22 protein-coding genes and 1 tRNA gene are annotated in these 24,453 nt (G+C 65.3%); 18 read left to right on the top strand and 5 right to left on the bottom strand.

The genetic code is table 11. The features are described from left to right. Nucleotides 1-26: 26 nt before the first annotated feature. The 3 genes from carB to ACTJKF_RS23200 all read left to right on the top strand — a co-directional run bounded on the left by carB (nt 27) and on the right by ACTJKF_RS23200 (nt 4,362). Complete coding sequence (gene carB, locus ACTJKF_RS23210) at nt 27-3,293, top strand: carbamoyl-phosphate synthase large subunit (RefSeq protein ID WP_440626477.1); 3,267 nt, start codon at nt 27-29, stop codon at nt 3,291-3,293. 119 nt (nt 3,294-3,412) lie between these two features. Beyond that, the gene (greA, locus tag ACTJKF_RS23205) at nt 3,413-3,889 is read left to right on the top strand and encodes a transcription elongation factor GreA (protein WP_152855218.1); all 477 of its coding nucleotides are present in this window, start codon (nt 3,413-3,415) and stop codon (nt 3,887-3,889) included. Nucleotides 3,890-3,903: 14 nt separating this feature from the next. Further along, nucleotides 3,904-4,362, top strand: a complete 459-nt coding sequence (locus ACTJKF_RS23200; protein WP_440626475.1) for a DUF4149 domain-containing protein — start codon at nt 3,904-3,906, stop codon at nt 4,360-4,362. A 76-nt stretch (nt 4,363-4,438) separates the two neighbouring features. On the opposite strand, the gene ACTJKF_RS23195 is transcribed toward ACTJKF_RS23200, so the two are convergent. Next, the gene (locus tag ACTJKF_RS23195) at nt 4,439-4,966 is read right to left on the bottom strand and encodes a YhbY family RNA-binding protein (protein WP_440626473.1); all 528 of its coding nucleotides are present in this window, start codon (nt 4,964-4,966) and stop codon (nt 4,439-4,441) included. Between the two features lie 194 nt (nt 4,967-5,160). Between ACTJKF_RS23195 and ACTJKF_RS23190 the strand changes: the two genes are divergently transcribed. The 11 genes from ACTJKF_RS23190 (at nt 5,161) to phoR (ending at nt 17,407) form a co-directional block, all read left to right on the top strand. Beyond that, nucleotides 5,161-5,823 (top strand): RlmE family RNA methyltransferase, encoded by a 663-nt coding sequence (locus tag ACTJKF_RS23190; RefSeq protein WP_440626471.1) that lies wholly within the window; start codon nt 5,161-5,163, stop codon nt 5,821-5,823. Between the two features lie 166 nt (nt 5,824-5,989). Further along, on the top strand, nt 5,990-7,885 hold the full coding sequence (gene ftsH, locus ACTJKF_RS23185; RefSeq protein ID WP_440626470.1) for an ATP-dependent zinc metalloprotease FtsH: 1,896 nt from the start codon (nt 5,990-5,992) through the stop codon (nt 7,883-7,885). 76 nt (nt 7,886-7,961) lie between these two features. Next, nucleotides 7,962-8,855 (top strand): dihydropteroate synthase, encoded by an 894-nt coding sequence (folP, locus tag ACTJKF_RS23180; protein WP_440626468.1) that lies wholly within the window; start codon nt 7,962-7,964, stop codon nt 8,853-8,855. Nucleotides 8,856-8,891: 36 nt separating this feature from the next. Then, on the top strand, nt 8,892-10,247 hold the full coding sequence (gene glmM / locus ACTJKF_RS23175; RefSeq protein WP_440626467.1) for a phosphoglucosamine mutase: 1,356 nt from the start codon (nt 8,892-8,894) through the stop codon (nt 10,245-10,247). A gap of 453 nt (nt 10,248-10,700) precedes the next feature. Continuing rightward, on the top strand, nt 10,701-11,735 hold the full coding sequence (gene pstS, locus ACTJKF_RS23170) for a phosphate ABC transporter substrate-binding protein PstS (RefSeq protein ID WP_440626466.1): 1,035 nt from the start codon (nt 10,701-10,703) through the stop codon (nt 11,733-11,735). 94 nt (nt 11,736-11,829) lie between these two features. Continuing rightward, a complete protein-coding gene (gene pstC, locus ACTJKF_RS23165; RefSeq protein WP_440626464.1) occupies nt 11,830-12,816 on the top strand; it encodes a phosphate ABC transporter permease PstC in 987 nt (328 codons plus the stop codon). Beyond that, nucleotides 12,813-13,706, top strand: a complete 894-nt coding sequence (pstA, locus tag ACTJKF_RS23160) for a phosphate ABC transporter permease PstA (protein WP_440626462.1) — start codon at nt 12,813-12,815, stop codon at nt 13,704-13,706. The genes pstC and pstA overlap by 4 nt, the downstream gene beginning before the upstream one ends. Before the next feature lie 15 nt (nt 13,707-13,721). Further along, the gene (gene pstB / locus ACTJKF_RS23155; protein WP_440626460.1) at nt 13,722-14,570 is read left to right on the top strand and encodes a phosphate ABC transporter ATP-binding protein PstB; all 849 of its coding nucleotides are present in this window, start codon (nt 13,722-13,724) and stop codon (nt 14,568-14,570) included. 18 nt (nt 14,571-14,588) lie between these two features. Beyond that, on the top strand, nt 14,589-15,293 hold the full coding sequence (gene phoU / locus ACTJKF_RS23150; RefSeq protein WP_440626458.1) for a phosphate signaling complex protein PhoU: 705 nt from the start codon (nt 14,589-14,591) through the stop codon (nt 15,291-15,293). 31 nt (nt 15,294-15,324) lie between these two features. Continuing rightward, entirely contained in the window at nt 15,325-16,026 is a 702-nt protein-coding gene (gene phoB, locus ACTJKF_RS23145) for a phosphate regulon transcriptional regulator PhoB (RefSeq protein WP_440626456.1), read from the top strand. 61 nt (nt 16,027-16,087) lie between these two features. Further along, nucleotides 16,088-17,407 (top strand): phosphate regulon sensor histidine kinase PhoR, encoded by a 1,320-nt coding sequence (phoR, locus tag ACTJKF_RS23140; protein WP_440626454.1) that lies wholly within the window; start codon nt 16,088-16,090, stop codon nt 17,405-17,407. A gap of 136 nt (nt 17,408-17,543) precedes the next feature. Here the strand turns inward: phoR and ppk1 are convergent, their stop codons facing one another. Continuing rightward, the gene (ppk1, locus tag ACTJKF_RS23135) at nt 17,544-19,607 is read right to left on the bottom strand and encodes a polyphosphate kinase 1 (RefSeq protein WP_440626452.1); all 2,064 of its coding nucleotides are present in this window, start codon (nt 19,605-19,607) and stop codon (nt 17,544-17,546) included. Nucleotides 19,608-19,886: 279 nt separating this feature from the next. Between ppk1 and ppx the strand changes: the two genes are divergently transcribed. Continuing rightward, nucleotides 19,887-21,401 (top strand): exopolyphosphatase, encoded by a 1,515-nt coding sequence (gene ppx / locus ACTJKF_RS23130; protein WP_440626450.1) that lies wholly within the window; start codon nt 19,887-19,889, stop codon nt 21,399-21,401. 64 nt (nt 21,402-21,465) lie between these two features. On the opposite strand, the gene ACTJKF_RS23125 is transcribed toward ppx, so the two are convergent. Continuing rightward, the gene (locus tag ACTJKF_RS23125; protein ID WP_440626448.1) at nt 21,466-21,906 is read right to left on the bottom strand and encodes a hypothetical protein; all 441 of its coding nucleotides are present in this window, start codon (nt 21,904-21,906) and stop codon (nt 21,466-21,468) included. Between the two features lie 156 nt (nt 21,907-22,062). Then, a tRNA-Pro gene (locus ACTJKF_RS23120) sits at nt 22,063-22,139 on the bottom strand. A gap of 162 nt (nt 22,140-22,301) precedes the next feature. Here ACTJKF_RS23120 and sixA point away from each other — a divergent pair. After that, the gene (gene sixA, locus ACTJKF_RS23115; RefSeq protein WP_440626446.1) at nt 22,302-22,763 is read left to right on the top strand and encodes a phosphohistidine phosphatase SixA; all 462 of its coding nucleotides are present in this window, start codon (nt 22,302-22,304) and stop codon (nt 22,761-22,763) included. A 159-nt stretch (nt 22,764-22,922) separates the two neighbouring features. After that, nucleotides 22,923-23,729 carry a GNAT family N-acetyltransferase gene (locus ACTJKF_RS23110; RefSeq protein ID WP_440626445.1) on the top strand — a complete coding sequence of 269 codons (807 nt, stop codon included), beginning with the start codon at nt 22,923-22,925 and terminating at the stop codon, nt 23,727-23,729. A 210-nt stretch (nt 23,730-23,939) separates the two neighbouring features. Here ACTJKF_RS23110 and ACTJKF_RS23105 read toward each other — a convergent pair whose 3' ends face one another. Beyond that, entirely contained in the window at nt 23,940-24,110 is a 171-nt protein-coding gene (locus ACTJKF_RS23105) for a hypothetical protein (protein ID WP_440626443.1), read from the bottom strand. A gap of 135 nt (nt 24,111-24,245) precedes the next feature. On the opposite strand from ACTJKF_RS23105, the gene ACTJKF_RS23100 reads away from it, so the two are divergent. After that, nucleotides 24,246-24,437 carry a hypothetical protein gene (locus ACTJKF_RS23100; RefSeq protein WP_440626442.1) on the top strand — a complete coding sequence of 64 codons (192 nt, stop codon included), beginning with the start codon at nt 24,246-24,248 and terminating at the stop codon, nt 24,435-24,437. Nucleotides 24,438-24,453 lie beyond the last annotated feature (16 nt).

Genomic DNA, 24,453 nt, shown 5'->3' with positions numbered 1-24,453 from the left:
AAGATTACTTACTGAATTCACAAGCCATGCCAAAACGCACAGACATCAAAAGCATCCTCATCATCGGCGCCGGCCCGATCATCATCGGCCAGGCTTGCGAGTTCGACTATTCGGGCGCGCAGGCTTGCAAGGCGCTGCGTGAAGAGGGCTACAAGGTCGTCCTCGTGAACAGCAACCCGGCGACGATCATGACCGACCCGAACACGGCCGACGTCACGTATATCGAGCCGATCACGTGGGAAGTCGTCGCACGCATCATCGAGAAGGAGCGCCCGGACGCGATCCTGCCGACGATGGGCGGCCAGACCGCGCTGAACTGCGCGCTCGACCTGCACCACCACGGCGTGCTCGAGAAGTTCGGCGTCGAGCTGATCGGCGCGTCGCCGGAAGCGATCGACAAGGCGGAAGACCGCCAGAAGTTCAAGGACGCGATGACCAAGATCGGTCTCGGTTCCGCGAAGTCGGGCGTCGCGCACTCGATGGAAGAAGCGACCCAGGTGCACGCCGAGATCATGGCGCTCACCGGCGGCAGCGGCTACCCGGTCGTGATCCGTCCGTCGTTCACGCTCGGCGGCTCGGGCGGCGGCATCGCGTACAACCGCGAAGAGTTCGAAGAGATCTGCAAGCGCGGCCTGGATCTCTCGCCGACGCGCGAGCTGCTGATCGAAGAGTCGCTGCTCGGCTGGAAGGAATACGAGATGGAAGTCGTGCGCGACCGCGCCGACAACTGCATCATCGTGTGCTCGATCGAAAACCTCGACCCGATGGGCGTGCACACCGGCGACTCGATCACGGTCGCGCCGGCGCAGACGCTCACCGACAAGGAATACCAGATCCTGCGTAACGCATCGCTCGCGGTGCTGCGCGAGATCGGCGTCGACACGGGCGGCTCGAACGTGCAGTTCTCGATCAACCCGAAGGACGGCCGCATGGTCGTCATCGAAATGAACCCGCGCGTGTCGCGTTCGTCGGCGCTCGCGTCGAAGGCAACGGGTTTCCCGATCGCGAAGGTCGCCGCGAAGCTGGCGGTCGGCTACACGCTCGACGAGCTGAAGAACGAAATCACCGGCGGCCAGACGCCGGCCTCGTTCGAGCCGACGATCGACTACGTCGTCACGAAGATCCCGCGTTTCGCGTTCGAGAAGTTCCGCGAGGCCGATTCGCGCCTGACCACGCAGATGAAGTCGGTCGGTGAAGTGATGGCGATCGGCCGCACGTTCCAGGAATCGTTCCAGAAGGCGCTGCGCGGCCTCGAAGTCGGGGTCGACGGTCTCGACGAGAAGTCGACTGACCGCGACGAAATCGCGATCGAGATCCACGAGCCGGGTCCGGATCGCATCTGGTACGTCGGCGATGCGTTCCGTATCGGCATGACGGCCGAGGAGATCTTCGCGGAAACCGCAATCGACCCGTGGTTCCTCGCGCAGATCGAGCAGATCATCCTGAAGGAAAAGGCGCTGTCGGGCCGCACGCTCGCGTCGCTGACGTTCGACGAGTTGCGCTACCTGAAGCAGAGCGGCTTCTCCGACCGTCGCCTGGCAAAGCTGCTCGGCGCGACGCCGGAAGACGTCCGCAAGCGTCGCGTCGAGCTGAACGTGCGCCCGGTCTACAAGCGCGTCGACACCTGCGCGGCCGAGTTCGCGACCAAGACGGCCTACATGTACTCGACCTACGAGGAAGAGTGCGAGGCGCAGCCGACCACCAACAAGAAGATCATGGTGCTGGGCGGCGGCCCGAACCGGATCGGCCAGGGCATCGAGTTCGACTACTGCTGCGTGCACGCGGCCCTCGCGATGCGCGAGGACGGCTACGAAACGATCATGGTCAACTGCAACCCGGAAACGGTGTCGACCGACTATGACACGTCCGACCGCCTGTACTTCGAGCCGCTGACGCTGGAAGACGTCCTGGAGATCGTCGACAAGGAAAAGCCGGTCGGCGTGATCGTCCAGTACGGCGGCCAGACGCCGCTGAAGCTCGCGCTCGACCTCGAGGCGCACGGTGTGCCGATCGTCGGCACGTCGCCGGACATGATCGACGCGGCCGAAGACCGCGAACGCTTCCAGAAGCTGCTGCAGGACCTCGGCCTGCGCCAGCCGCCGAACCGCACCGCGCGCGCCGAAGAAGAAGCGCTCGCGCTGGCGGCCGAAATCGGCTACCCGCTCGTCGTGCGCCCGTCGTACGTGCTGGGTGGCCGCGCGATGGAAATCGTCCACGAGCCGCGCGACCTCGAGCGCTACATGCGCGAGGCCGTGAAGGTGTCGAACGATTCGCCGGTGCTGCTCGACCGCTTCCTGAACGACGCGATCGAATGCGACGTCGACTGCATCTGCGACGGCGAAGCGGTGTTCATCGGCGGCGTGATGGAGCACATCGAGCAGGCAGGCGTCCACTCGGGCGACTCGGCATGCTCGCTGCCGCCGTACTCGCTGTCGAAGGAAACCGTGGCCGAGCTGAAGCGCCAGACGGGCGCGATGGCGAAGGCGCTGAACGTGGTCGGCCTGATGAACGTGCAGTTCGCGATCCAGCAGGTGCCTGCCGACGCAAATTCGGCGGACGGGTCGAAGCAGGACATCATCTACGTGCTCGAAGTGAACCCGCGCGCATCGCGCACGGTGCCGTACGTGTCGAAGGCGACCAGCCTGCCGCTCGCGAAGATCGCGGCGCGCGCGATGGTCGGCCAGAAGCTCGCGCAGCAGGGCGTGACGAAGGAAGTCGAACCGCCGTACTTCAGCGTGAAGGAAGCGGTGTTCCCGTTCGTCAAGTTCCCGACCGTCGATCCGGTCCTCGGGCCTGAAATGCGTTCGACCGGCGAAGTGATGGGCGTCGGCCAGACGTTCGGCGAAGCGCTGTTCAAGTCGCAGCTCGCGGCCGGTTCGCGCCTGCCGGAGTCGGGCACGGTGCTGCTGACCGTGATGGACGCGGATAAACCGAAGGCCGTCGAAGTCGCGCGCATGCTGCACGACCTCGGCTATCCGATCGTCGCGACCAAGGGCACGGCTGCCGCGATCGAAGCGGCCGGCGTGCCGGTGAAGGTCGTCAACAAGGTGAAGGACGGCCGTCCGCACATCGTCGACATGATCAAGAACGGCGAGATCGCACTCGTGTTCACGACGGTCGACGAGACGCGCCAGGCGATCGCCGATTCGCGTTCGATCCGCATGAGCGCGCAGGCGCACAAGGTCACGTACTACACGACGATGTCGGGCGCGCGCGCGGCCGTCGAAGGCTTGCGCTACCTGAAGGATCTGGAAGTCTATGATTTACAAGGTCTTCACGCTCGCCTAAACTAAGCAGTCAGTTACCTGCTGAAGCAACACGTGCCGCGGTTAAGCGGTGTTTCCGGTTCGCCGGAAACGCGCTTAATCGCGGTGATTTTTTTTAAAGCCGTTTTTTTGCGATTGAGCCGTTTATGAGCACCATTCCGTTGACAAAGCGTGGCGCAGGGCAACTGCGCGATGAGTTGCAGCGCCTCAAGTCCGTCGAGCGGCCGGCCGTGATCAACGCGATCGCGGAGGCCCGCGCACAGGGCGATCTGTCCGAAAACGCCGAATACGATGCCGCGAAGGAAAAGCAGGGCTTCATCGAGGGTCGCATCGCGGAACTCGAATCGAAGCTGTCCGCCGCGCAAATCATCGACCCGACCGTGCTCGACGCCGATGGCCGCGTGGTGTTTGCCGCGACGGTCGAACTCGAGGATCTCGAGTCGGGCGACACCGTCAAGTACCAGATCGTCGGCGACGACGAAGCCGATATCGATCACGGCCTGATCTCGGTCAGCTCGCCGATCGCACGCGCGCTGATCGGCAAGTCCGAAGGCGACGTCGCGGCCGTGCAGGCACCGAGCGGCGTGCGCGAATACGAGATCATTTCGGTCAGCTACATCTGAAGCGGAGCGACGTGATGCCGCATCGCGTGTTCCGTCTGCTGTCGGCCGTGTGGGTCGGCAGCCTGCTGACGATCGGGTATGCGGTCGCGCCCGTGCTGTTCAAGACGCTGGAGCGGATGACGGCCGGTTCGGTCGCCGCCCAGCTGTTCCGCATCGAGGCGATCCTCGGTGTCGTCTGCGGCGTGCTGCTGCTTGCGCTGTCGAACCAGCAGGTGCGGCGCGGCAGCGGCGATTACCGGCGCGTGCGCTGGATCGTCGCGGCGATGATCGCCTGTGTGCTGGTCGGGTATTTTGCGCTGCAGCCGTTCATGAACGCGCTGCGGGTGGCCGCGATGGAGGCGGGCACCGATATCGCGAACTCGCCGTATGCGAGCCGCTTCGGGATGCTGCACGGTGTCTCGAGCCTGTTCTACCTCGTCGAGAGCGTGCTGGGGCTGATGCTGATCTGGCGTCTGCCGGCGCAAGACGCCTGAACGGCCAGAAACGCCTGCGCGGCCGGTGCGCCGCACGGGCGGGGCGGCACGGGATGCCCCGTGCCGCGCGGCAGGATTACTTGCCCTGGTGCGGCCGCTTCGTGCTGGCCTGACGCTTTTTCGCACGTTTCACGGTGCCGCCTGCCGTCACGCGCTCGTTGCCGCGCACGACGACCTTGGTCGGCTTCGGGCGGCGCACGGGGCTCGCGTTCGGCGACACCTTGATGACCTTGACGGTGCGCGGTGCACGGCCTTTCCTGTCGTCGGCGGCTTCGGCCGCGCTCGGCAACGCGCCGGCACGGCGGCCGCGGGCCGGGGCCGCAACGGCTGCCTCGGGCTTCCAGATCACCAGCAGCTTGCCGATGTGCTGGATCGGCGCCGCGCTCAGGCGGTCGCAGATCTCGTCGTAAATGGCGACGCGCTCGTCGCGTTCGTCGCCGAACACACGGATCTTGATCAGTTGGTGCGCGGCGAGGTGCACCTTGATTTCCTTGAGCACGGCGTCGGTGAGCCCTTCGGCGCCGATCAGCACGACGGGCTTGAGCGCATGGGCCTGGGAGCGCAGCGCGGAGCGCTCGGCGGGGGAAAGCGAAAGGGCGGGCATGGAAATGTCGAAATCTAAATAAGGGCGCGCTGCGTCAGAAGCGAATCGCGGGAAGTTACCGCGTCAGCCGCGCGCCGAAACCACGTAAAATCGCGGCTTGGGTCCCGAAAGGGGCCGCAGCCGCGCGAAGAAGACGCGTATTATCCGCCAAAAGCACGGCTTCACGAAGCAAATAGCAGCAATCTCTCTCTCGAATGGCAAAAAACCGCTTTAACCAGCACTGGCTGCACGACCACATCAACGACCCGTACGTCAAAATGGCGCAGCGGGAGGGCTATCGCGCGCGTGCCGCGTACAAGCTGAAGGAAATCGACGAGCAGGACAAGCTGATCCGTCCGGGTCAGGTGATCGTCGACCTCGGCGCGACGCCGGGCAGCTGGAGCCAGTATGCCCGCAACAAGCTCGCGCAAGGCAAGAAGCGCGACGCGGAGCGCGAAGGCGGCATCGACGGCACGATCGTTGCACTCGACATCCTGCCGATGGAGCCGATCGCCGACGTCCACTTCCTCCAGGGCGACTTCCGCGAGGACACCGTCCTTCACCAGCTCGAAGAAGTGCTCGAAGGGCGCTCGGTGGACCTTGTTATTTCCGACATGGCCCCCAACCTCTCCGGCGTGGCTTCGGCGGATGCGGCGCGCATCGAGCATCTGTGCGATCTGGCGCTCGAATTCGCCCAGAATCATCTGAGGCCCGAGGGTGCGCTGCTCGTGAAGTGTTTCCACGGCAGCGGGTACAGCCAGATCGTCGAAAAGTTCAAACAGCAGTTTAAGATCGTCGCGCCGCGCAAGCCGAAGGCGTCGCGCGACAAATCGTCCGAAACGTTCATTTTGGGTCGGCAGCTGAAGCATCCGCGGTAACGCGGAGCAGGATGCCGCAAACGGGCTCCGGCCCTTGCCAGGCAAGCGAATCGCTATCGCGGCGGTTGTCAATGCTTATGGCGAGGGTGGTCGGACTGGATTAGAATGACCGAGGAGCGCTGCAAGGAAAATGTAGGCGCTCGTCTACGAGTGAAGGAGTGGTGCTTTGAACAACAATATGTTTTCGAAGGCAGCAGTGTGGCTGGTGATCGCACTGGTGCTGTTTACGGTGTTCAAGCAGTTCGACAAGCCCCGCGTTCAGGAAGGTGTGTCCTATTCGCAGTTCATGGACGACGCCAAGAGCGGCAAGGTCAAGAACGTCATCGTTCAGGGGCGCAACCTCACCGTCACTCCGGCTGATGGCCAGAAATACCAGATCGTGTCGCCCGGCGACATCTGGATGGTCGGCGATCTGATGAAGTACGGCGTGCAGGTCAGCGGCAAGGCCGATGACGAGCCGAACGCGCTGATGTCCGCGCTGTACTACCTCGGGCCGACGATCCTGATCATCGTGTTCTGGTTCTACATGATGAGGCAGATGCAGGGGGGCGGCAAAGGCGGCGCATTCTCGTTCGGGAAATCGCGCGCGCGGCTGATCGACGAGAACAACAACGCGGTCAACTTCTCCGACGTCGCGGGCTGCGACGAAGCGAAGGAAGAAGTGTCCGAGCTCGTCGACTTCCTGCGTGATCCGCAGAAATTCCAGAAGCTGGGCGGCCGGATTCCGCGCGGCGTGCTGCTCGTCGGCCCTCCGGGTACCGGCAAGACGCTGCTCGCCCGCGCGATCGCCGGTGAAGCGAAGGTGCCGTTCTTCAGCATCTCGGGTTCGGACTTCGTCGAAATGTTCGTCGGCGTCGGCGCGGCCCGTGTGCGCGACATGTTCGAGCAGGCGAAGAAGCACGCGCCGTGCATCGTGTTCATCGACGAAATCGACGCGGTCGGTCGTCATCGCGGCGCCGGCATGGGCGGCGGCAACGACGAGCGCGAGCAGACGCTGAACCAGATGCTGGTCGAGATGGACGGCTTCGAGGCGAATTCGGGCGTGATCGTGATCGCTGCAACCAACCGTTCGGACGTGCTCGACAAGGCGCTGCTGCGTCCGGGCCGTTTCGACCGCCAGGTGTATGTCGGCCTGCCGGATATCCGCGGCCGCGAGCAGATCATGCGCGTGCACCTGCGCAAGGTGCCGATCGCGAACGACGTCGACGCAGCGGTCATCGCACGCGGCACGCCGGGCTTCTCGGGCGCCGATCTCGCGAACCTCGTGAACGAAGCGGCGCTGTTCGCCGCCCGCCGCGGCAAGCGTATCGTCGAGATGCAGGATTTCGAAGACGCGAAGGACAAGATCTTCATGGGTCCGGAGCGCAAGTCGGCCGTGATTCGCGAAGAGGCGAAGCGCGCGACGGCTTACCACGAGTCGGGCCACGCGGTGATCGCGAAGCTGTTGCCGAAGGCCGACCCGGTGCACAAGGTCACGATCATCCCGCGCGGTCGCGCGCTGGGTGTCACGTGGCAGCTGCCGGAGCATGACAACGAGACGTACTCGAAGGACTACCTGCTCGACCGCCTGGCGATCCTGTTCGGCGGCCGCGTGGCCGAGGAGCTGTTCCTGAACCTGATCAGCACCGGCGCGTCGGACGACTTCAACAAGGCGACGCAGACGGCGCGCGCGATGGTGGCCCGTTTCGGCATGACCGACGCACTCGGACCGATGGTCTACGTCGATGACGAGAGCGACAACGGCCCGTTCGGCCGCGGCTTCACGCGCACGATCTCGGAAGCGACGCAGCAGAAGGTCGACGGCGAAATCCGCCGCGTGCTCGACGAACAGTACGGCCTTGCGCGCCGCCTGCTCGAAGAGAACCGCGACAAGGTCGAGGCGATGACGGCCGCGCTGATGGAGTGGGAAACGATCGACGCCGATCAGATCAACGACATCATGGAAGGGCGCCCGCCGCGCTCGCCGAAGAGCTCGCCGGCTGTCGGCGGCGATTCGTCGGGTGGCGGCACGACCGCCGAAGTGAAACCCGGCAACGCGCCGGCGCCTGCTTCGCCGGTCTGAGCGCCGCTGTAGCACCGTTCACGGGCTGGTGTGGCTTCACACCGGCCCGTTTTGCATTCATCAACGCCTCCCGCCCGTGTCCGATTCCGCAGTTTCCGCTTACACTCCCGCGCCGCTCCAGTGCGGCCGTTTCTCGCTGACGTTCGAGCGCCCGCTCGTGATGGGTATCCTGAACGCCACGCCCGATTCGTTTTCCGATGGCGGCCGCTTTCTCGCGCGCGACGATGCGTTGCGCCAGGCCGAGCGGATGATCGCCGAAGGCGTCGACCTGATCGACATCGGCGGCGAATCGACGCGACCCGGCGCGCCGCCCGTACCGCTCGACGAAGAACTCGCGCGCGTGATTCCGCTCGTCGAAGCGCTGCGGCCGCTGAACGTGCCGCTGTCGATCGACACCTACAAGCCGGCCGTGATGCGCGCGGCGCTCGCTGCCGGCGCGGACCTGATCAACGACATCTGGGGGTTCCGCCAGCCGGGTGCGATCGACGCGGTGCGCGAGGGCAACAGCGGGCTGTGCGCGATGCACATGCTGGGCGAGCCGCAGACGATGCAGGTCGGCGAGCCGGACTACGGCGACGTCGTGACCGACGTGCGCGACTTTCTCGCCGGGCGCGCGCAAGCGCTGTGCGACGCGGGCGTCGCACCGGAACGGATCTGCGTCGATCCGGGTTTCGGGTTCGGCAAGGCGGTGATCGACGACAATTACGCGCTGCTGGCCGCGTTGCCGGACACGGCGCCGGCGCGGCCCGACGGGCGTGCGTATCCGATTCTCGCGGGCATGTCGCGCAAGTCGATGCTCGGCGCGGTGATCGGCGGCAAGCCGCCGATGGAACGCATCGCGGCGAGCGTGGCGGCCGCGTTGTGCGCGGTCGGGCGCGGCGCGGCGATCGTGCGCGTGCACGACGTCGCGGCGACGGTCGATGCGCTGAAGGTCTGGAACGCCGTGCGCGAAGCCGCGCGGCAACGATAAGTCAGAATTCGGAAAGACGAAGGAGGAAGGTTCGCCATGGGACGTCGATATTTCGGCACGGACGGCATTCGCGGCACGGTGGGCGACGCGCCCATCACGCCTGATTTCGTGTTGCGTCTCGGCTATGCGGCCGGCAAGGTACTGGCCGGTGCGGCCGATGGTGCGGCGGGTGCGCGTCCGACTGTGCTGATCGGCAAGGACACGCGTGTGTCGGGCTACATGCTCGAGGCCGCGCTCGAGGCCGGCTTCTCGGCGGCCGGTGTCGACGTGATGCTGGCCGGCCCGATGCCGACGCCCGGCGTCGCGTACCTGACGCGCGCGCTGCGCCTGTCGGCCGGCGTCGTGATCAGCGCATCGCACAACCCGTATCAGGACAACGGGATCAAGTTCTTCTCCGCGGACGGCAACAAGCTGCCCGACGAAACGGAAGCCGAGATCGAAGCCTGGCTGGACAAGCCGCTCGAATGCGCATCGTCCGACCGGCTCGGCAAGGCACGCCGCCTCGACGACGCGGCCGGCCGCTACATCGAGTTCTGCAAGAGCACGTTCCCGGCCGCCTACGACCTGCGCGGGCTGAAGCTCGTGATCGACTGCGCGCACGGCGCCGCGTACCAGGTCGCCCCGCACGTATTCCACGAGCTCGGCGCGGACGTGATCCCGATCGGCGTCGCGCCGAACGGCTTCAACATCAACGACGGTGTCGGCGCGACGGCGCCCGATGCGCTGGTGCGCGCGGTGCGGGCGAACCATGCGGATCTCGGCATCGCGCTCGACGGCGATGCGGACCGCCTGCAGGTCGTCGATTCGACGGGCCGGCTGTACAACGGCGACGAGCTGCTCTACGTGCTTGTGAAGGACCGGATCGCGACGGCCGGCAAGGTCGACGGCGCGGTCGGCACGCTGATGACGAACCTCGCGGTCGAGGTCGCGCTGCAGCGCGAAGGCGTGGAGTTCGTGCGCGCGGCGGTCGGTGACCGTTACGTGCTCGAACAGCTGCGCGAGCGCGGCTGGCAGCTCGGCGCGGAAGGGTCGGGCCACATCCTGTCGCTCGACCGCCATTCGACGGGCGACGGCATCGTGTCGGCGCTGCTCGTGCTGGCCGCACTCAAGCGCAGCGGCCGCACGCTCGCGCAGATGCTCGACGGCGTCACGCTGTTTCCGCAGAAGCTGATCAACGTGCGAATGAAGCCGGGCGCCGACTGGAAGGGCAACGCATCGATTCGTGCGGCGATCGACGCCGCTGAAGGCGCGCTGGCCGGCCACGGCCGCGTGCTGATCCGCGCATCGGGCACCGAGCCCGTGTTGCGCGTGATGGTCGAGGCGCGGCATGCGGCCGACGCGACGCGTCACGCCGAAGCGATCGCCGACGCGGTGCGCGTGGCGACGAGCTGAGTCGAATCGGTCACGGCGCACGACGGTCCGGTCGTGCGCGCGCCGAGTCAGCAGTAATACAAATCGCGGCGCCTTCGGGCGCCGCGATTCGTCAGACGCAAAGGTTTGCGCTATTAAATAGACGCAGTATTCGGCGTGGATTTCGTCTGATCAACTAAATCGGCCGACCCGGCGTCCCGGCAGCCTGCGGGGCAGCGCATGCCCGCCTGTTTTCGCTGCGACCCATCCGCCTGAACCCCCGTCACGGGGCGTCGGGGCGTCTCTTCCCGACCGGCAATTCTTGCCGTCCTCCCCGCCGCGCCACGTCCGCGCGGCCGCCCATACGGGGCCCGATACACCCTTTCAACCAGTCATGTTACTGTCACGCCAGTTTCATCGATTGTCACATTAACGTCATGAGGAGCCCCTAACCTTCGCGGTGCCGTAGTCATCCGCTCACACACTGGAGGTCTCATGAAATTGATGCAAACCGCGATTGCCGGCCTGGCTGGCGCGCTTTTCGCCGTCGCCGCTCACGCTGCCGACATCACGGGCGCAGGCAGCACGTTCGCTATGCCGATCTATACGAAATGGGCTGCCGACTACCAGCAGTCCGGCGGTGCGAAGGTGAACTATCAAGGTATCGGCTCGTCGGGCGGCCTGAAGCAGATCAACGCGAAGACGGTCGATTTTGCCGGTTCGGACGCTCCGCTGAAGGATGAAGAACTCGCGAAGGAAGGCCTGTTCCAGTTCCCGACGGTGGTCGGCGGCGTGGTGCCGGTCGTCAACGTGCCGGGCGTGAAGGCCGGTGAACTGACGCTGTCGGGCCCGGTGCTCGGCGACATCTACCTCGGCAAGATCAAGAAGTGGAACGACCCGGCGATCGCCGCGCTGAACCCGAAGGTCAAGCTGCCGGATACGGACATCGCGGTCGTTCGCCGCGCTGACGGCTCGGGCACGAGCTTCATCTGGACGAACTACCTGTCGAAGGTCAACGGCGAGTGGAAGTCGAAGATCGGCGAAGGCACGACGGTCAACTGGCCGACGGGCACGGGCGGCAAGGGCAACGACGGCGTCGCGGCCTTCGTGCAGCGCCTGCCGGGCGCGATCGGCTACGTCGAATGGGCGTACGCGAAGAAGAACAACATGACGTACACGGCGCTGAAGAACACGTCGGGTGCCGTCGTCGAGCCGAAGACGGAAACGTTCAAGGCAGCGGCCGCGGGCGCAAACTGGTCGAAGTCGTTCTACCAGATCCTGACGGACGAGCCGGGCAAGGAAGCATGGCCGGTCGTCGGCGCGACGTTCGTGCTGCTGCACGCGAAGCAGGAGAAGCCGGGCCAGGGCGCCGAAACGCTGAAGTTCTTCGACTGGGCGTTCAAGAACGGCGAGAAGGCAGCTGACAGCCTCGACTACATCTCGCTGCCGCCGGCCGTCACGGCGGAAATCCGCAAGCAGTGGAAGGTGAAGGTCACGGACGCATCGGGCAAGCCGGTCGCCGCAGAGTAAGTCATCCAGCGGTTCGCTGCCCGGCCGTGCCGGTCGGGCAGTGTGTGCGGTAAGGCCGGGCGTCATGGCGCCCGGCGATCCAGAGCAGGCACTCATGTCTGAAATTTCCTATACGTCCTCCCGGTCCGCCGACGCCGTGTCGCAACGCGCGCCGAGCCGTCTCGGCGACGTTATCTTCGGCGGCCTCGCACGGCTTGCCGCGATCGTGACCCTGCTGCTGCTGGGCGGGATCATCGTTTCCCTGATCATTGCGTCGATGCCGACCATCCAGAAGTTCGGCGTCGCGTTCCTGTGGCAATCCGAGTGGGATCCGAACTCGGATGTCTACGGCGCACTCGTGCCGATTTACGGCACGCTCGTGACGTCGCTGATTGCACTCGTCATCGCGGTGCCGGTCAGTTTCGGCATCGCGCTGTTCCTCACCGAGCTGTCGCCCGTGTGGCTGCGCCGCCCGCTCGGCATTGCGATCGAGCTGCTCGCCGCGATTCCGTCGATCGTGTACGGCATGTGGGGCCTGCTCGTGTTCGCGCCGATCTTCGCCGAGTACTTCCAGAAGCCGATCGGCCGCCTGTTCAAGGACGTGTGGGTGCTCGGTCCGCTGACGGCCGGCCCGCCGATCGGCATCGGCATCCTCGCGGCCGGCGTGATCCTCGCGATCATGATCATCCCGTACATCGCGTCCGTGATGCGCGACGTATTCGAAGTCACGCCCGTGCTGCTGAAGGAATCGGCATACGGGATCGGTTGCACGACGTGGGAAGTGATGTGGAAGGTCGTGCTGCCCTATACGAAGACCGGCGTGATCGGCGGCGTGATGCTCGGCCTCGGCCGCGCGCTCGGCGAAACGATGGCCGTGACCTTCGTGATCGGCAACACGAACCTGCTCGACAGCGTGTCGCTGTTCGCGCCGGGCAACAGCATCACGTCGGCGCTCGCGAACGAATTCGCGGAAGCGCAGCCGGGCCTGCATACGTCCGCGCTGATGGAACTGGGCCTGATCCTGTTCGTGATCACGTTCATCGTGCTGTCCATCTCCAAACTGCTGCTGCTTCGTCTCGAGAAGGGAGAGGGCAAGAAATGAGCGAGCCCATCATGAATTTCCCGGGGCCGGACGGCGCCGTCCTCGACGCGATGCGCAACCGCCTGCAGCGCCGGCGCAAGGTGACCAACGCGATCGCGCTCACCGCGTCGCTCGGCGCGATGGCGTTCGGCCTGCTGTGGCTCGTGTGGATTCTCTACACGACGGTGCACCTCGGCGTCGGCGGCCTGTCGCTGCAGCTGTTCACCGAATCGACGCCGGCGCCGAACACGGAAGGCGGCGGCCTCGCGAACGCGATCGTCGGCAGCCTGCTGCTGTGCGGTTTCGGCACGCTGGTCGGCACGCCGATCGGCATCCTCGCAGGCGTCTACCTCGCCGAATACGGCCAGAAGAACCTGCTGGCGAGCACGATCCGCTTCATCAACGACATCCTGCTGTCGGCGCCGTCGATCGTCATCGGCCTGTTCGTGTATGCGATCGTCGTCGCGAAGTCGGGGCGCTTCTCGGGCTGGGCCGGCGTGATCGCGCTTGCGCTGCTGCAGATTCCGATCGTGATCCGCACGACCGAGAACATGCTGAAGCTGGTGCCGAACGCGCTGCGCGAAGCGGCCGTCGCGCTCGGCACGCCGAAGTGGCGCATGGTGCTGAAGATCACGCTGCGCGCGTCGGTCGGCGGGATCGTGACGGGCGTGCTGCTCGCGGTCGCACGGATCGCCGGCGAAACCGCGCCGCTGCTGTTCACGGCCCTGTCGAACCAGTTCTTCTCGTGGGACATGAGCCAGCCGATGGCGAACCTGCCCGTCACGATCTACAAGTTCGCGATGAGCCCGTTCGCGGAATGGCAGTCGCTCGCGTGGGCGGGCGTGTTCCTGATTACGCTCGGGGTGCTCGGACTCAACGTCCTGGCGCGCTCGATCTTCTCGAAAAAGTAACGGCGGAGCAATCCGATGAATATGGCAGAAAGCCACCTCAATCCCGTCGAGCGCACCGCTGCGCCCGCCGGCACGCAAGACGCGGCACATGACCGTCCGCTCGCGCCGCTGAACGCGAAGATCGAGGTCAACAACCTCAACTTCTTCTACAACAAGTTCCACGCGCTGAAGAACATCAACCTGCGCATTCCCGAAGGGAAGGTGACGGCGTTCATCGGCCCGTCGGGCTGCGGCAAGTCGACGCTGCTGCGCACGTTCAACAAGATGTTCGCGCTCTATCCGGAGCAGCGCGCCGAAGGCGAAATCCTGATGGACGGCGAGAACCTGCTGACGACCAAGCGCGACATTTCGTTGCTGCGCGCGCGGATCGGCATGGTGTTCCAGAAGCCGACGCCGTTCCCGATGTCGATCTACGACAACATCGCGTTCGGCGTGAAGATGTTCGAGAAGCTCACGCGCTCGGAGATGGACGACCGCGTCGAGTGGGCGCTGACGAAGGCCGCGCTGTGGACCGAAGTGAAGGACAAGCTGAGCCAGAGCGGCTACGGGCTGTCCGGCGGCCAGCAGCAGCGGCTGTGCATCGCGCGCGGCATCGCGATTCGCCCGGAAGTGCTGCTGCTCGACGAGCCGTGCTCGGCGCTCGACCCGATCTCGACGGGCCGCATCGAAGAACTGATCGCGGAGCTGAAGAGCGACTACACGGTCGTGATCGTCACGCACAACATGCAGCAGGCCGCGCGCTGCTCGGACTACACGGCGTACATGTACCTGGGCGAGCTGATCGAATTCGGCGAAACCGAAAAAATCTTCATCAAGCCGGTGCGCAAGGAAACGGAAGACTACATCACCGGCCGTTTCGGCTGATGACGGAGAACTACAATCATGTCGGATAAACATCTGTCGAGCCAGTTCGACGCGGATCTCAATGCCGTGTCGTCGAAAGTGCTGGAAATGGGCGGACTCGTCGAGTCGCAGATCATCGGCGCGATGCACGCGCTGAACGAATTCGATCGCGACACGGCCGAGAAGGTGATCGCGGCCGAGGAAACCCTGAACGCGATGGAAGTCGACATCGACCAGGAGTGCGGCAACATCATCGCGCGGAGGCAGCCTGCCGCGCGCGACCTGCGCCTTCTGATGTCGATTTCGAAAACGATTACGAACCTCGAGCGCGCCGGCGACGAGGCCGAGAAGATCGCGAAGCGCGTGCGCCGCCTGGTGGACGAACCGGCCGCGCGTACGGTGAACATCGCCGAGATCAAGGTGTCGGGCGAGATGGCCGTGACGATCCTGCGCCGCGCGCTCGACGCGTTCGCGCGCCTCGATACGGTGGCCGCCGCGCAGATCGTCAAGGACGACAAGGAAATCGACCAGGAATTCCGCGCGTTCGTGCGCAAGCTCGTGTCGTACATGCAGGAAGATCCGCGCACGATCTCGGTCGGCCTCGAATATCTGTTCATCGCGAAGGCGATCGAACGGATCGGCGACCACGCGAAGAACATCGCCGAATTCATCATCTACATCGTGAAGGGCACGGACGTGCGGCACCAGCCGCGCGACACGCTCGATCGCGAAGCCAACAGTTAATCGACTCCGTACAGGAAGGACAGAGGTGCCGATGCCCAGCAACATTCTCGTCGTCGAAGATGAGCCCGCGATTTCCGAACTGATCTCGGTGAATCTCCAGCATGCCGGTCACTGCCCGATCCGCGCGTACAACGCGGAACAGGCGGCGAACCTGATCAGCGACGTGCTGCCCGATCTCGTGCTGCTCGACTGGATGCTGCCGGGCAAGTCCGGCATCGCGTTCGCGCGCGACCTGCGCAACAACGAACGGACCAAGCATATTCCGATCATCATGCTGACCGCGCGCGGCGACGAGCAGGACAAGGTGCTCGGCCTCGAGATCGGCGCGGACGACTACGTGACGAAGCCGTTCTCGCCGAAGGAACTGATGGCGCGCATCAAGGCCGTGCTGCGCCGCCGCGCGCCGCAGCTGACCGAGGATGTCGTGTCGATCAACGGGCTGCGCCTCGATCCGGCCACGCACCGGGTCGCCGCGCATGGCGACGGCAGCGAGATCAAGCTCGATCTCGGCCCGACCGAATTCCGCCTGCTGCATTTCTTCATGACGCACCCGGAGCGCGTGCACAGCCGCACGCAATTGCTCGATCAGGTGTGGGGCGATCATGTGTTCGTCGAGGAGCGCACCGTCGACGTGCACATCAAACGATTGCGCGCGGCCTTGAAACCGGCCGGCTGCGATGCGATGATCGAGACCGTGCGCGGCAGCGGCTATCGGCTCGCCAAGCACGCGTAACGTATCGTTCCGGGCATGCCGTGTGCCACGGCATGCCGTTCATTCTCTCGGGCGCTGAATCATGAACATCATCTGGGCGCGCTTTCTGGTGTCGCTCGTGCTGCTCGTGCTGATCAGCGTATTGGTCGGCGTGTTCGCCGGCCCGGCCTGGGCCCTCGGGTTCGCGGCTGCAATGCTGGTCGCGCAGGGCTTCTTCAGCACCTTCCATACGCAACGCCTGTGGCGGCTGCTCGATGCGCCCGTCTACGGCGAAGTGCCGAGCGCGCCGGGCATCTGGGGCGAAATCTACTACCGGCTGCACAAGCTCGCGAAGCAGTGGCATGCGCAGGTGCGGCAGGTCGAGCAGCAGCATTCGCGCTTCATCCAGGCGATCCAGGCGTCGCCGAACGGCGTCGCGATGCTTGACGACCACGACCAGATCGAGTGGTGCAACGCGATCGCCGAGGTGCACTTCGGCCTCGATGCGAAGCGCGACCTGCGCCAGCACATCACGAACCTGGTGCGTCACCCGGAGTTCGTCCGCTACCTGAACGCGCAGCATTACGACGAAACGCTCGTGATGCGCGGGATGGGCGACTCGCGGCAGAACGTGCTGGCCGTGCAGGTGTTTCCGTACGGCGAGAACCGCAAGCTGCTGCTCACGCAGGACATCACGGAGCTCGAGCGGACCGATGCGATGCGGCGCGACTTCGTCGCGAACGTGTCGCACGAGCTGAAGACGCCGCTCACCGTGCTGTCGGGCTTTCTCGAGACGATGCGCGAGCTGCCGCTGAACGAGGAAGATCGCGCGCGCTATCTCGAGATGATGGAGCAGCAGGCGTCGCGGATGCGGCATATCGTCACCGACCTGCTGGTGCTCGCGAAGCTCGAGGGCGAAAGCAAGCCGCCGACGGATCACGCGGTCGACATGCGTGCCGTGTTCGATCATCTGAAGGAAGACGCGCAGACGCTGTCGAACGGGCATCACGAGATCGCGTTCACGATCGACGAGACGCTCGGCGTCACGGGCGCGCAGACCGAAGTGTTCAGCGCGTTCGCGAATCTCGTCACCAACGCGATCCGCTATACGCCGGACGGCGGCAAGATCGTCGTGTCGTGGCGGCGCGAGGGCGCGCAGGGCGTGTTTTCCGTTACCGACAGCGGCTTCGGCATTCCGGCCGCCGATCTGCCGCGGCTGACCGAGCGCTTCTACCGCGTCGATCGCAGCCGTTCGCGCGATACGGGCGGCACGGGGCTCGGCCTCGCGATCGTCAAGCACGTGCTGCAGCGGCACGATTCGCACCTGTACGTGCAGAGCGAGGAAGGACGCGGCAGCACGTTCACTGCACGGTTCCCGGCATCGCGGATCATCGCGATCCGGCCGGCCGCGTTCGAAGCGTGAGCGGTTAATGCGGCGCGTGCGCAGCGCTTGCGCGTGCGGCCTGGAATAAAAAAGCACAGCCCGCGTGAGTGAGCTGTGCTTTTTTGTTTGCTGCGTGTCACACGCCACCGCGCACGCCACCGTGCGCGCCGCCTGCCTACGAACAGAACTTCGCCATCAACCCAAGCTGCGCGTTGCGGATCGTCTTGCCCGCGCGGCGCCGGCGGTAGTGGCCGTCGCTGTGCATCAGCCAGGCCGATTGATTGTCGCCGAGGCAGGCCGACAGCCCTTCGGCGATCACGCGCCGCTTCAGCTTGCGCTCGCGGATCGGGAACGCGACTTCGACGCGGCGGAACAGGTTGCGGTCCATCCAGTCGGCGCTCGACAGATAGACGTCCTCGGCGCCGTCCGCATGGAAATAGTAGATGCGGTGGTGTTCGAGGAAGCGGCCGACGATCGAGCGTACCGTGATGTTCTCCGACAGCCCTGGCACGCCCGGCTTCAGCGCACATACGCCGCGCACGATCAGGTCGACCTTGACGCCGGCCTGCGATGCTTCGTACAGCGCGGCGATCACCGACGGCTCCAGCAGCGCGTTCATCTTCGCGACCACGCGCGCGCGCTTGCCGGCGCGCGCATTGTCGATCTCGGCGCGGATCGATTCGATGATGCGCGGATGCAGCGTGAACGGCGACTGCCACAGCTCGTGCAGCGTGAGCTCGCCGCCGATCCCGGTCAGTTGCTGGAACACGTGGTGGACGTCCTCGCAGATCTTCTGGTCGGCCGTCATCAGCCCGAAGTCGGTGTAGAGGCGGGCGGTGCGCGGGTGATAGTTGCCGGTGCCGAGGTGCACGTAGCGGCGCAGCGACGCCTTGCCGTTCTGCACGACGCGCCGCACGATCAGCATCATCTTCGCGTGGCACTTGTGGCCGACCACGCCGTACACGACATGCGCGCCGACCGCTTCGAGCTGCGACGCCCAGTTGATGTTGGTTTCCTCGTCGAAGCGCGCGAGCAGTTCGACGACGACCGTCACTTCCTTGCCGTTGCGCGCGGCTTCCATCAGCGCATCCATCAGCGGCGAATCGGTGCCGGTGCGGTAGATGGTTTGCTTGATCGCGACGACGCTCGGGTCCTTCGCGGCCTGTTGCAGCAGTTCGAGCACCGGCTGGAAGCTTTCGTACGGGTGGTGCAGCAGGACGTCGCCGTTGTCGATCGCGTCGAACATCGTCGGCGCGTTGACGATCGCGGGCGGGATCGAGGCGACGAACGGCGCGAACTTCAGGTCCGGGCGATCGACGAGATCGGGAATCTGCATCAGGCGCACGAGGTTCACGGAACCGGCCACGCGATAGCAGTCCTTCTCGCTGAGCAGGCTTTCCTCGAGCAGGCGCCGCAGGATGTGCTGCGGCGTGTCGGCCGACACCTCGAGCCGCACCGCGTTGCCGAGGTGACGCGCGGGCAGTTCGCCCTGCAGCGCGACGCGCAGGTTCGTGATTTCGTCTTCATCGACGAACAACTCGCTGTTGCGCGTGATGCGGAACTGGTTGCAGCTCTTCACGACGAGTTGCGGGAACAGTTCGCCGACGAAGCGCTGCATGAACGAGCTCAGCAGCACGAAGCCGTACTCGAAGCCCGACAGCGACTGCGGCATGCGCACGACGCGCGGCAGCGCACGCGGCGCCTGCACGATGCCCATCACCGCCTGGCGGCCGAATGCGTCGCGGCCTTCGAGCTCGACGACGAAGTTCAGGCTCTTGTTCAGCACGCGCGGGAACGGGTGCGCGGGGTCGAGCCCGATCGGCGTCAGCACCGGCAGCAGTTCGTCGAGGAAGTAGCGGCGCGCCCATTCGAGCTGCTCGTCGTTCCACGTGTCGCTCGCATGGAAGTAGATGCCTTCCTGTTCGAGCGCCGGCAGCACGGTTTCGTGCAGCATCGTGTACTGGCGATGCACGAGCCGCTGCGCGCGCTCGACGACGAGGTCGTAAGCGTGCTGCAGCGACATGCCGTCGGGCGTCAGTGCGCCGGGGTTGTCGCGGATCTGTTCCTGAAGGCCGGCCATCCGGACTTCGAAGAATTCGTCGAGGTTGCTGCTGGTGATGCAGATGAAGCGCAATCGCTCGAGCAACGGGATGTGCGGGTCGGCTGCCTGGGCCAGCACGCGTTCGTTGAAACCGAGGATGCCGAGCTCACGATTGAGAAGCGGGTAACGGACGGACATCGGCAGAATAGGCGGTGATTCGGGCGATGATTCGAAGGGACGCTCGGAAACTCTCACGGTACGATGACGTGCTGATGACGATGGTTTAGTTATATCGGGAAATTCTACGCCGGAACCGTTTCGTCTCATAAATGTTTCGTCTATATACAATCTACCGGTGCACATGTCCGTGGAGCGTGGCAACGGCGAGCGTTCCACGCTTAAAATGTCGCCTTTGATTGATCGCCCAGCGCGGCCGGACCGGCTGCCGCGGGCGAACGCGCACGGAGCCCCCTTCTGATGGTTACATCTCCCCACTTGCTGGCTGCCGTCGACCTCGGCTCGAACAGCTTCCGGCTGATCGTCGGGCGCGTCGAGGAAACGCCGGCGGGCAGTCAGATCTATCCCGTCGATGCGCTGCGCGAGCCCGTTCGACTGGCCGCGGGCCTGTCGAGCGACAAGATGCTCGATCGCGCGTCGCAGGAGCGGGGCTGGGACGCGCTCAAGCGGTTCGGCGAGCGCCTGCGCGATTTCCATCCCGATCATGTGCGGGCGGTGGCGACCAACACGCTGCGCGTCGCGAAGAACGCCGGCGAATTTCTCGGCGAGGCCGAAGCTGCGCTCGGTTTTCCGATCGAAGTGATTGCCGGCCGCGAGGAGGCGCGCCTGATCTATGCGGGGGCCGCGCATTCGGTGCCGGCCAGCGCCGGCAAGCGGCTCGTCGTCGACATCGGCGGCGGCTCGACCGAGTTCATCATCGGTTCGCACTACACGCCGATCGTGATGGAGAGTCTCTATATCGGCTGCGTGAGCCATAGCCGCACGTTTTTCCCGGCCGGCAACGTCGACGAATACACGATGCGGCAGGCCGAACTCGCGGCCAAGCGCGAGATCCAGATCATTTCCAGCGAGTACAAGAAGGCCGGGTGGGACCAGGCGATCGGTTCGTCCGGTACCGCGCGCGCGCTCGCGGAGCTCGTCGAGGCGAACGGCTTCAACGACGCGGGCATCACGCACGGCATCTCGCGCGGCGGGCTCGAACGGCTGAAGCGCGCGCTGATCAAGTCGGAGAACGTGAACCGGCTGAAGCTGGTCGCGCTCAAGCCCGATCGCGTGCCGGTGCTCGCCGGCGGCCTTGCGATCATGCTCGCGGTGTTCGAGGAACTGGGCGTCGACTATGTCGACACCACCGACGGCGCGCTGCGCCTCGGCGTGCTGTACGACCTGCTTGGCCGGACCCAGCACGAGGACATGCGCGCGGTGACTGTCGAGGGGTTCACGCGCCGCTACGGCGTCGATCGCGCGCAGGCCGAGCGGATCGCCGCACTGGCCGTGCGGTTCTACGACGAGCTCGAGGAATCCGACGACGAAGCACGCGAGGAAGGCCGGATGTTCCTGGGCTGGGCCGCCGCGTTGCACGAGATCGGGTTGTCGATCTCGCACAGCGCGTATCACAAGCATTCCGCGTATATCGCGAGCAATGCCGACATGCCGGGTTTCTCGCGCACCGACCAGGCGCGCCTTGCCGCGCTCGTGCTCGGCCATGCGGGCAAGCTCGGCAAGCTGTCGCAGGCGCGCGAGGTCGAATGGCCGCTGCTGTTCTGCCTGCGGCTCGCGGCACTGCTGTGCCGGCGCCGGACCGACGCCGGGCTGCCGGACATTTCCGTGTCGCAGATGAAGAAGGGCGGGTATGAAGTGCGCTTGCCGGGCACATGGGTCGAGCAGAACCCGCTGACCGACTACAGCCTCAGCCAGGAAGCGGCCGAGTGGGAGAAGGTCGGTATCCCGTATCGCGTGGTTTATACGGGCGCGTAACGGCCCTGCCGGCCCGGTGCCGTCGCGGCGCGCTGGCGCCGCGCGGCCTGCGTTGCGCGGGTGCTCAGTCCGAGCACACGATCGCGGTCAGGAACGGGAACGCCTGCTTGACGGTGGCGTCGCTGCCGGCCTTGCGCACGGCCTGCTCGACCGCGTTCTTCGTGCCGCGCACGACCACGCCGTACGCCCAGCGGCCGATCGGCGTGCCGTCGCCCGGCTGGAAGATCGGATCGTTCGCCTGGTAGCCGAGCACGACATAGACGCCGAAACCATAGGCGGTCAGCGGATGATTCGTGCGGAACGCGTTCACCGAATTCGCTTCGACGTGCATCGGCTCCGACTGGATGTCGCCGGCCGCGAGCAGCGGCGCAACGAATTTGTGCCCGTTCGAATGGCAGTCGAGCGCGTCGTCCAGTGACTTGGCCGATGCGGCGCCGGATGCGCCGAAGGTGCCGAATGCGAGCAGCGTGCCGAGCAGGGCGATCTTGAAAACGTGGTTTTTCATGCGCGGTTGCGGGTTGGTCACGGACATTATCGCGTGGATCCGCAAGTTTCGTGCGCGGGTTGGGGCCGGCGCGGCGGCCGGTGGTGCCAGCATGCGGCGGGCAAGACGAAAAAGGGTTGCAAGCGCGATGGCTTGCAACCCTTGTCGTATATCTCGTGGTCGGAGCGATAGGATTCGAACCTACGACCCTCTGATCCCAAATCAGATGCGCTACCAGGCTGCGCTACGCTCCGACGAGCCGAAGATTGTATCGCCTAATGGGGGCTCGGGTCAATCACGTTATTCATACGGCACACGTCATCACGAATCCCTCACGATTGGCGACAATTCGGATAATGATCGTCCGGCACGCAGGGTGCGCGACCGGGGCGTTCGCCGATGCATGGAGAGACATCATGATGAACCTGATCCTGTGGCGCCACGCCGAAGCCGAAGACTATGCGGCAAACGATCTCGCACGCCAACTGACGGCCCGCGGTCGCAAGGAAGCGCAGGCGATGGCCAAATGGCTGCGCAGCCGGCTCGAATCGAGCAGCGTGATCCTCGCGAGCCCGGCGGCGCGCACCGTGCAGACCGTCGAGGCGCTGACCGACCAGTACCGGACCGTCGACGCGCTTGCGCCCGGCGGCGGTGTCGACGACGTGCTGGCGGCCGCCGGCTGGCCCGACGGCATCGCGCCGACGGTCGTGATCGTCGGACACCAGCCGACGCTCGGCAGCGTCGCCGCGCAACTGATCGCCGGCAACGACGACAGCTGGAGCGTCAAGAAAGGCGGCATCGTGTGGCTCGCGAGCCGCACACGCGACGGCAGCCGTCAGGCCGTGCTGCGCGCGCTATTGACGCCGGACCTTGTGTGAAGGGGGTTGAAGGTATTGTTCATACGGTTTCGCAAGCTTTCTGCTAAAGTCAATTCGGCGACACGTCATTGAAAGGACACGGTCGTGCCACAGAACGGTAACGGCCGGTTACTACATTGGCTGGCATGTCGTCCTATTCCTTACGATCAGGAAAGCCTAATGCGAGAACTGCCGACGCCTACGCTCCCTTTTGCCTCGCTTCCCCTCGACACGTCGCGGCGCCACCTGCCGCGCGCTGCTGAAACCGTCACATCCGAGTACCGTCTGCGTGCCGCATGGGCGCGCACGGAAGACGAACTGCGCGAGGCCCAGCGCCTGCGTTACACCGTATTCGCCGAAGAGATGGGCGCGCAGGTCAGCGGCCCGTCCGGTCTCGACGTCGATCCGTTCGATGCGTATTGCGACCACCTGCTGGTGCGCGATCTCGATACGCTGAAGGTGGTCGGCACGTACCGCGTGCTGCCGCCGCACCAGGCCGCGCGTGTCGGCCGTCTGTACGCGGAAGGCGAATTCGACCTGTCGCGCCTCACGCACCTGCGCGGCAAGATGGTCGAGGTCGGCCGCTCGTGCGTGCACAGCGACTACCGCAGCGGCGCCGTGATCATGGCGCTGTGGGGTGGTCTCGGTGCGTACATGATGCAGAACGGCTATGAAACGATGCTCGGCTGCGCGAGCGTGTCGATGGCCGACGGCGGCCACTACGCGGCGAACCTGTACCAGTCGCTGCCGGCCAATTCGCTGACGGCGCCGGAATATCGCGCGTTTCCGCATACGGCCCTGCCGGTCGAGGAACTGCAGACGGGCACCGTCGTCGCGCCGCCGCCGCTGATCAAGGGCTATCTGCGCCTCGGCGCGAAGATTTGCGGCGCGCCGGCCTGGGATCCCGACTTCAACTGCGCGGATTTCCTGACCTTGTTCCGGCTGTCGGATATCAACGCCCGCTACGCCCGCCACTTCCTGGGCTGAGCGATCCCGACCGCAGCGTGCTGCTCACGCGGCGCGCGCAAACGAACGCCGTCGCGCGGCAGACTGCCACGCGACGGCGTTCGGCCATCGGGAAGACGCCAATCTATCCGGCCCTGTTAATTTGAGCCGCACACGACGACCGCCGTGCGCGCGGGCGCACGTTCGGGGCGGGCGCCGCACGGGGCGGCCCGGACGACGGGGCGGGCTGGCCTAGTGCTTGCGCCGCCAGTCGAGCAGGTGGTGCTCCGCCATCCAGTGATGGATCATCCCTTCGCCGCTGTGGCTGCGCTTGTATTCGCGCGACTCGAAATAGGACAGGGCGACGAGCACCATCAGACCGATGAACAGGCCGATCAGGCCAGCGATTTCTTCAGACGACATGGCAGCCTCCTTTCAACGGCACAGCGCCATGCGTACATAGTAGAACATGCACGGTACGACCTCTAAACCGGAATTCCGCTAGACTCGGCGCGGTTCCGGCACGCGATGGGCGTGCCGTTTTCCGGAGCTTTCCCGATGACCCGTTTCATGCTGGCCGTGCTGGCCGCGTCCATTCTTGCCGGCTGTTCCAGCGATCCCCGTCAGGCCCGTCGCGGTCACCCGCCGCAAGACCCGGCCGATTACCACGGCGTGCCGACCGACATGACGCCGCCGTCGATGCTGGGCGGGCCGGCGCCGTCCGCGCCCGCGGCTGCTCCCGCGCAGTAACCGCTAACGATGATGG

This window comes from Burkholderia sp. 22313 (genome assembly GCF_052045245.1).
Lineage (GTDB): Bacteria > Pseudomonadota > Gammaproteobacteria > Burkholderiales > Burkholderiaceae > Burkholderia.
Note: the sequence above shows the minus strand (reverse complement) of the source record. Positions and strands in the feature narration are given on the sequence as shown.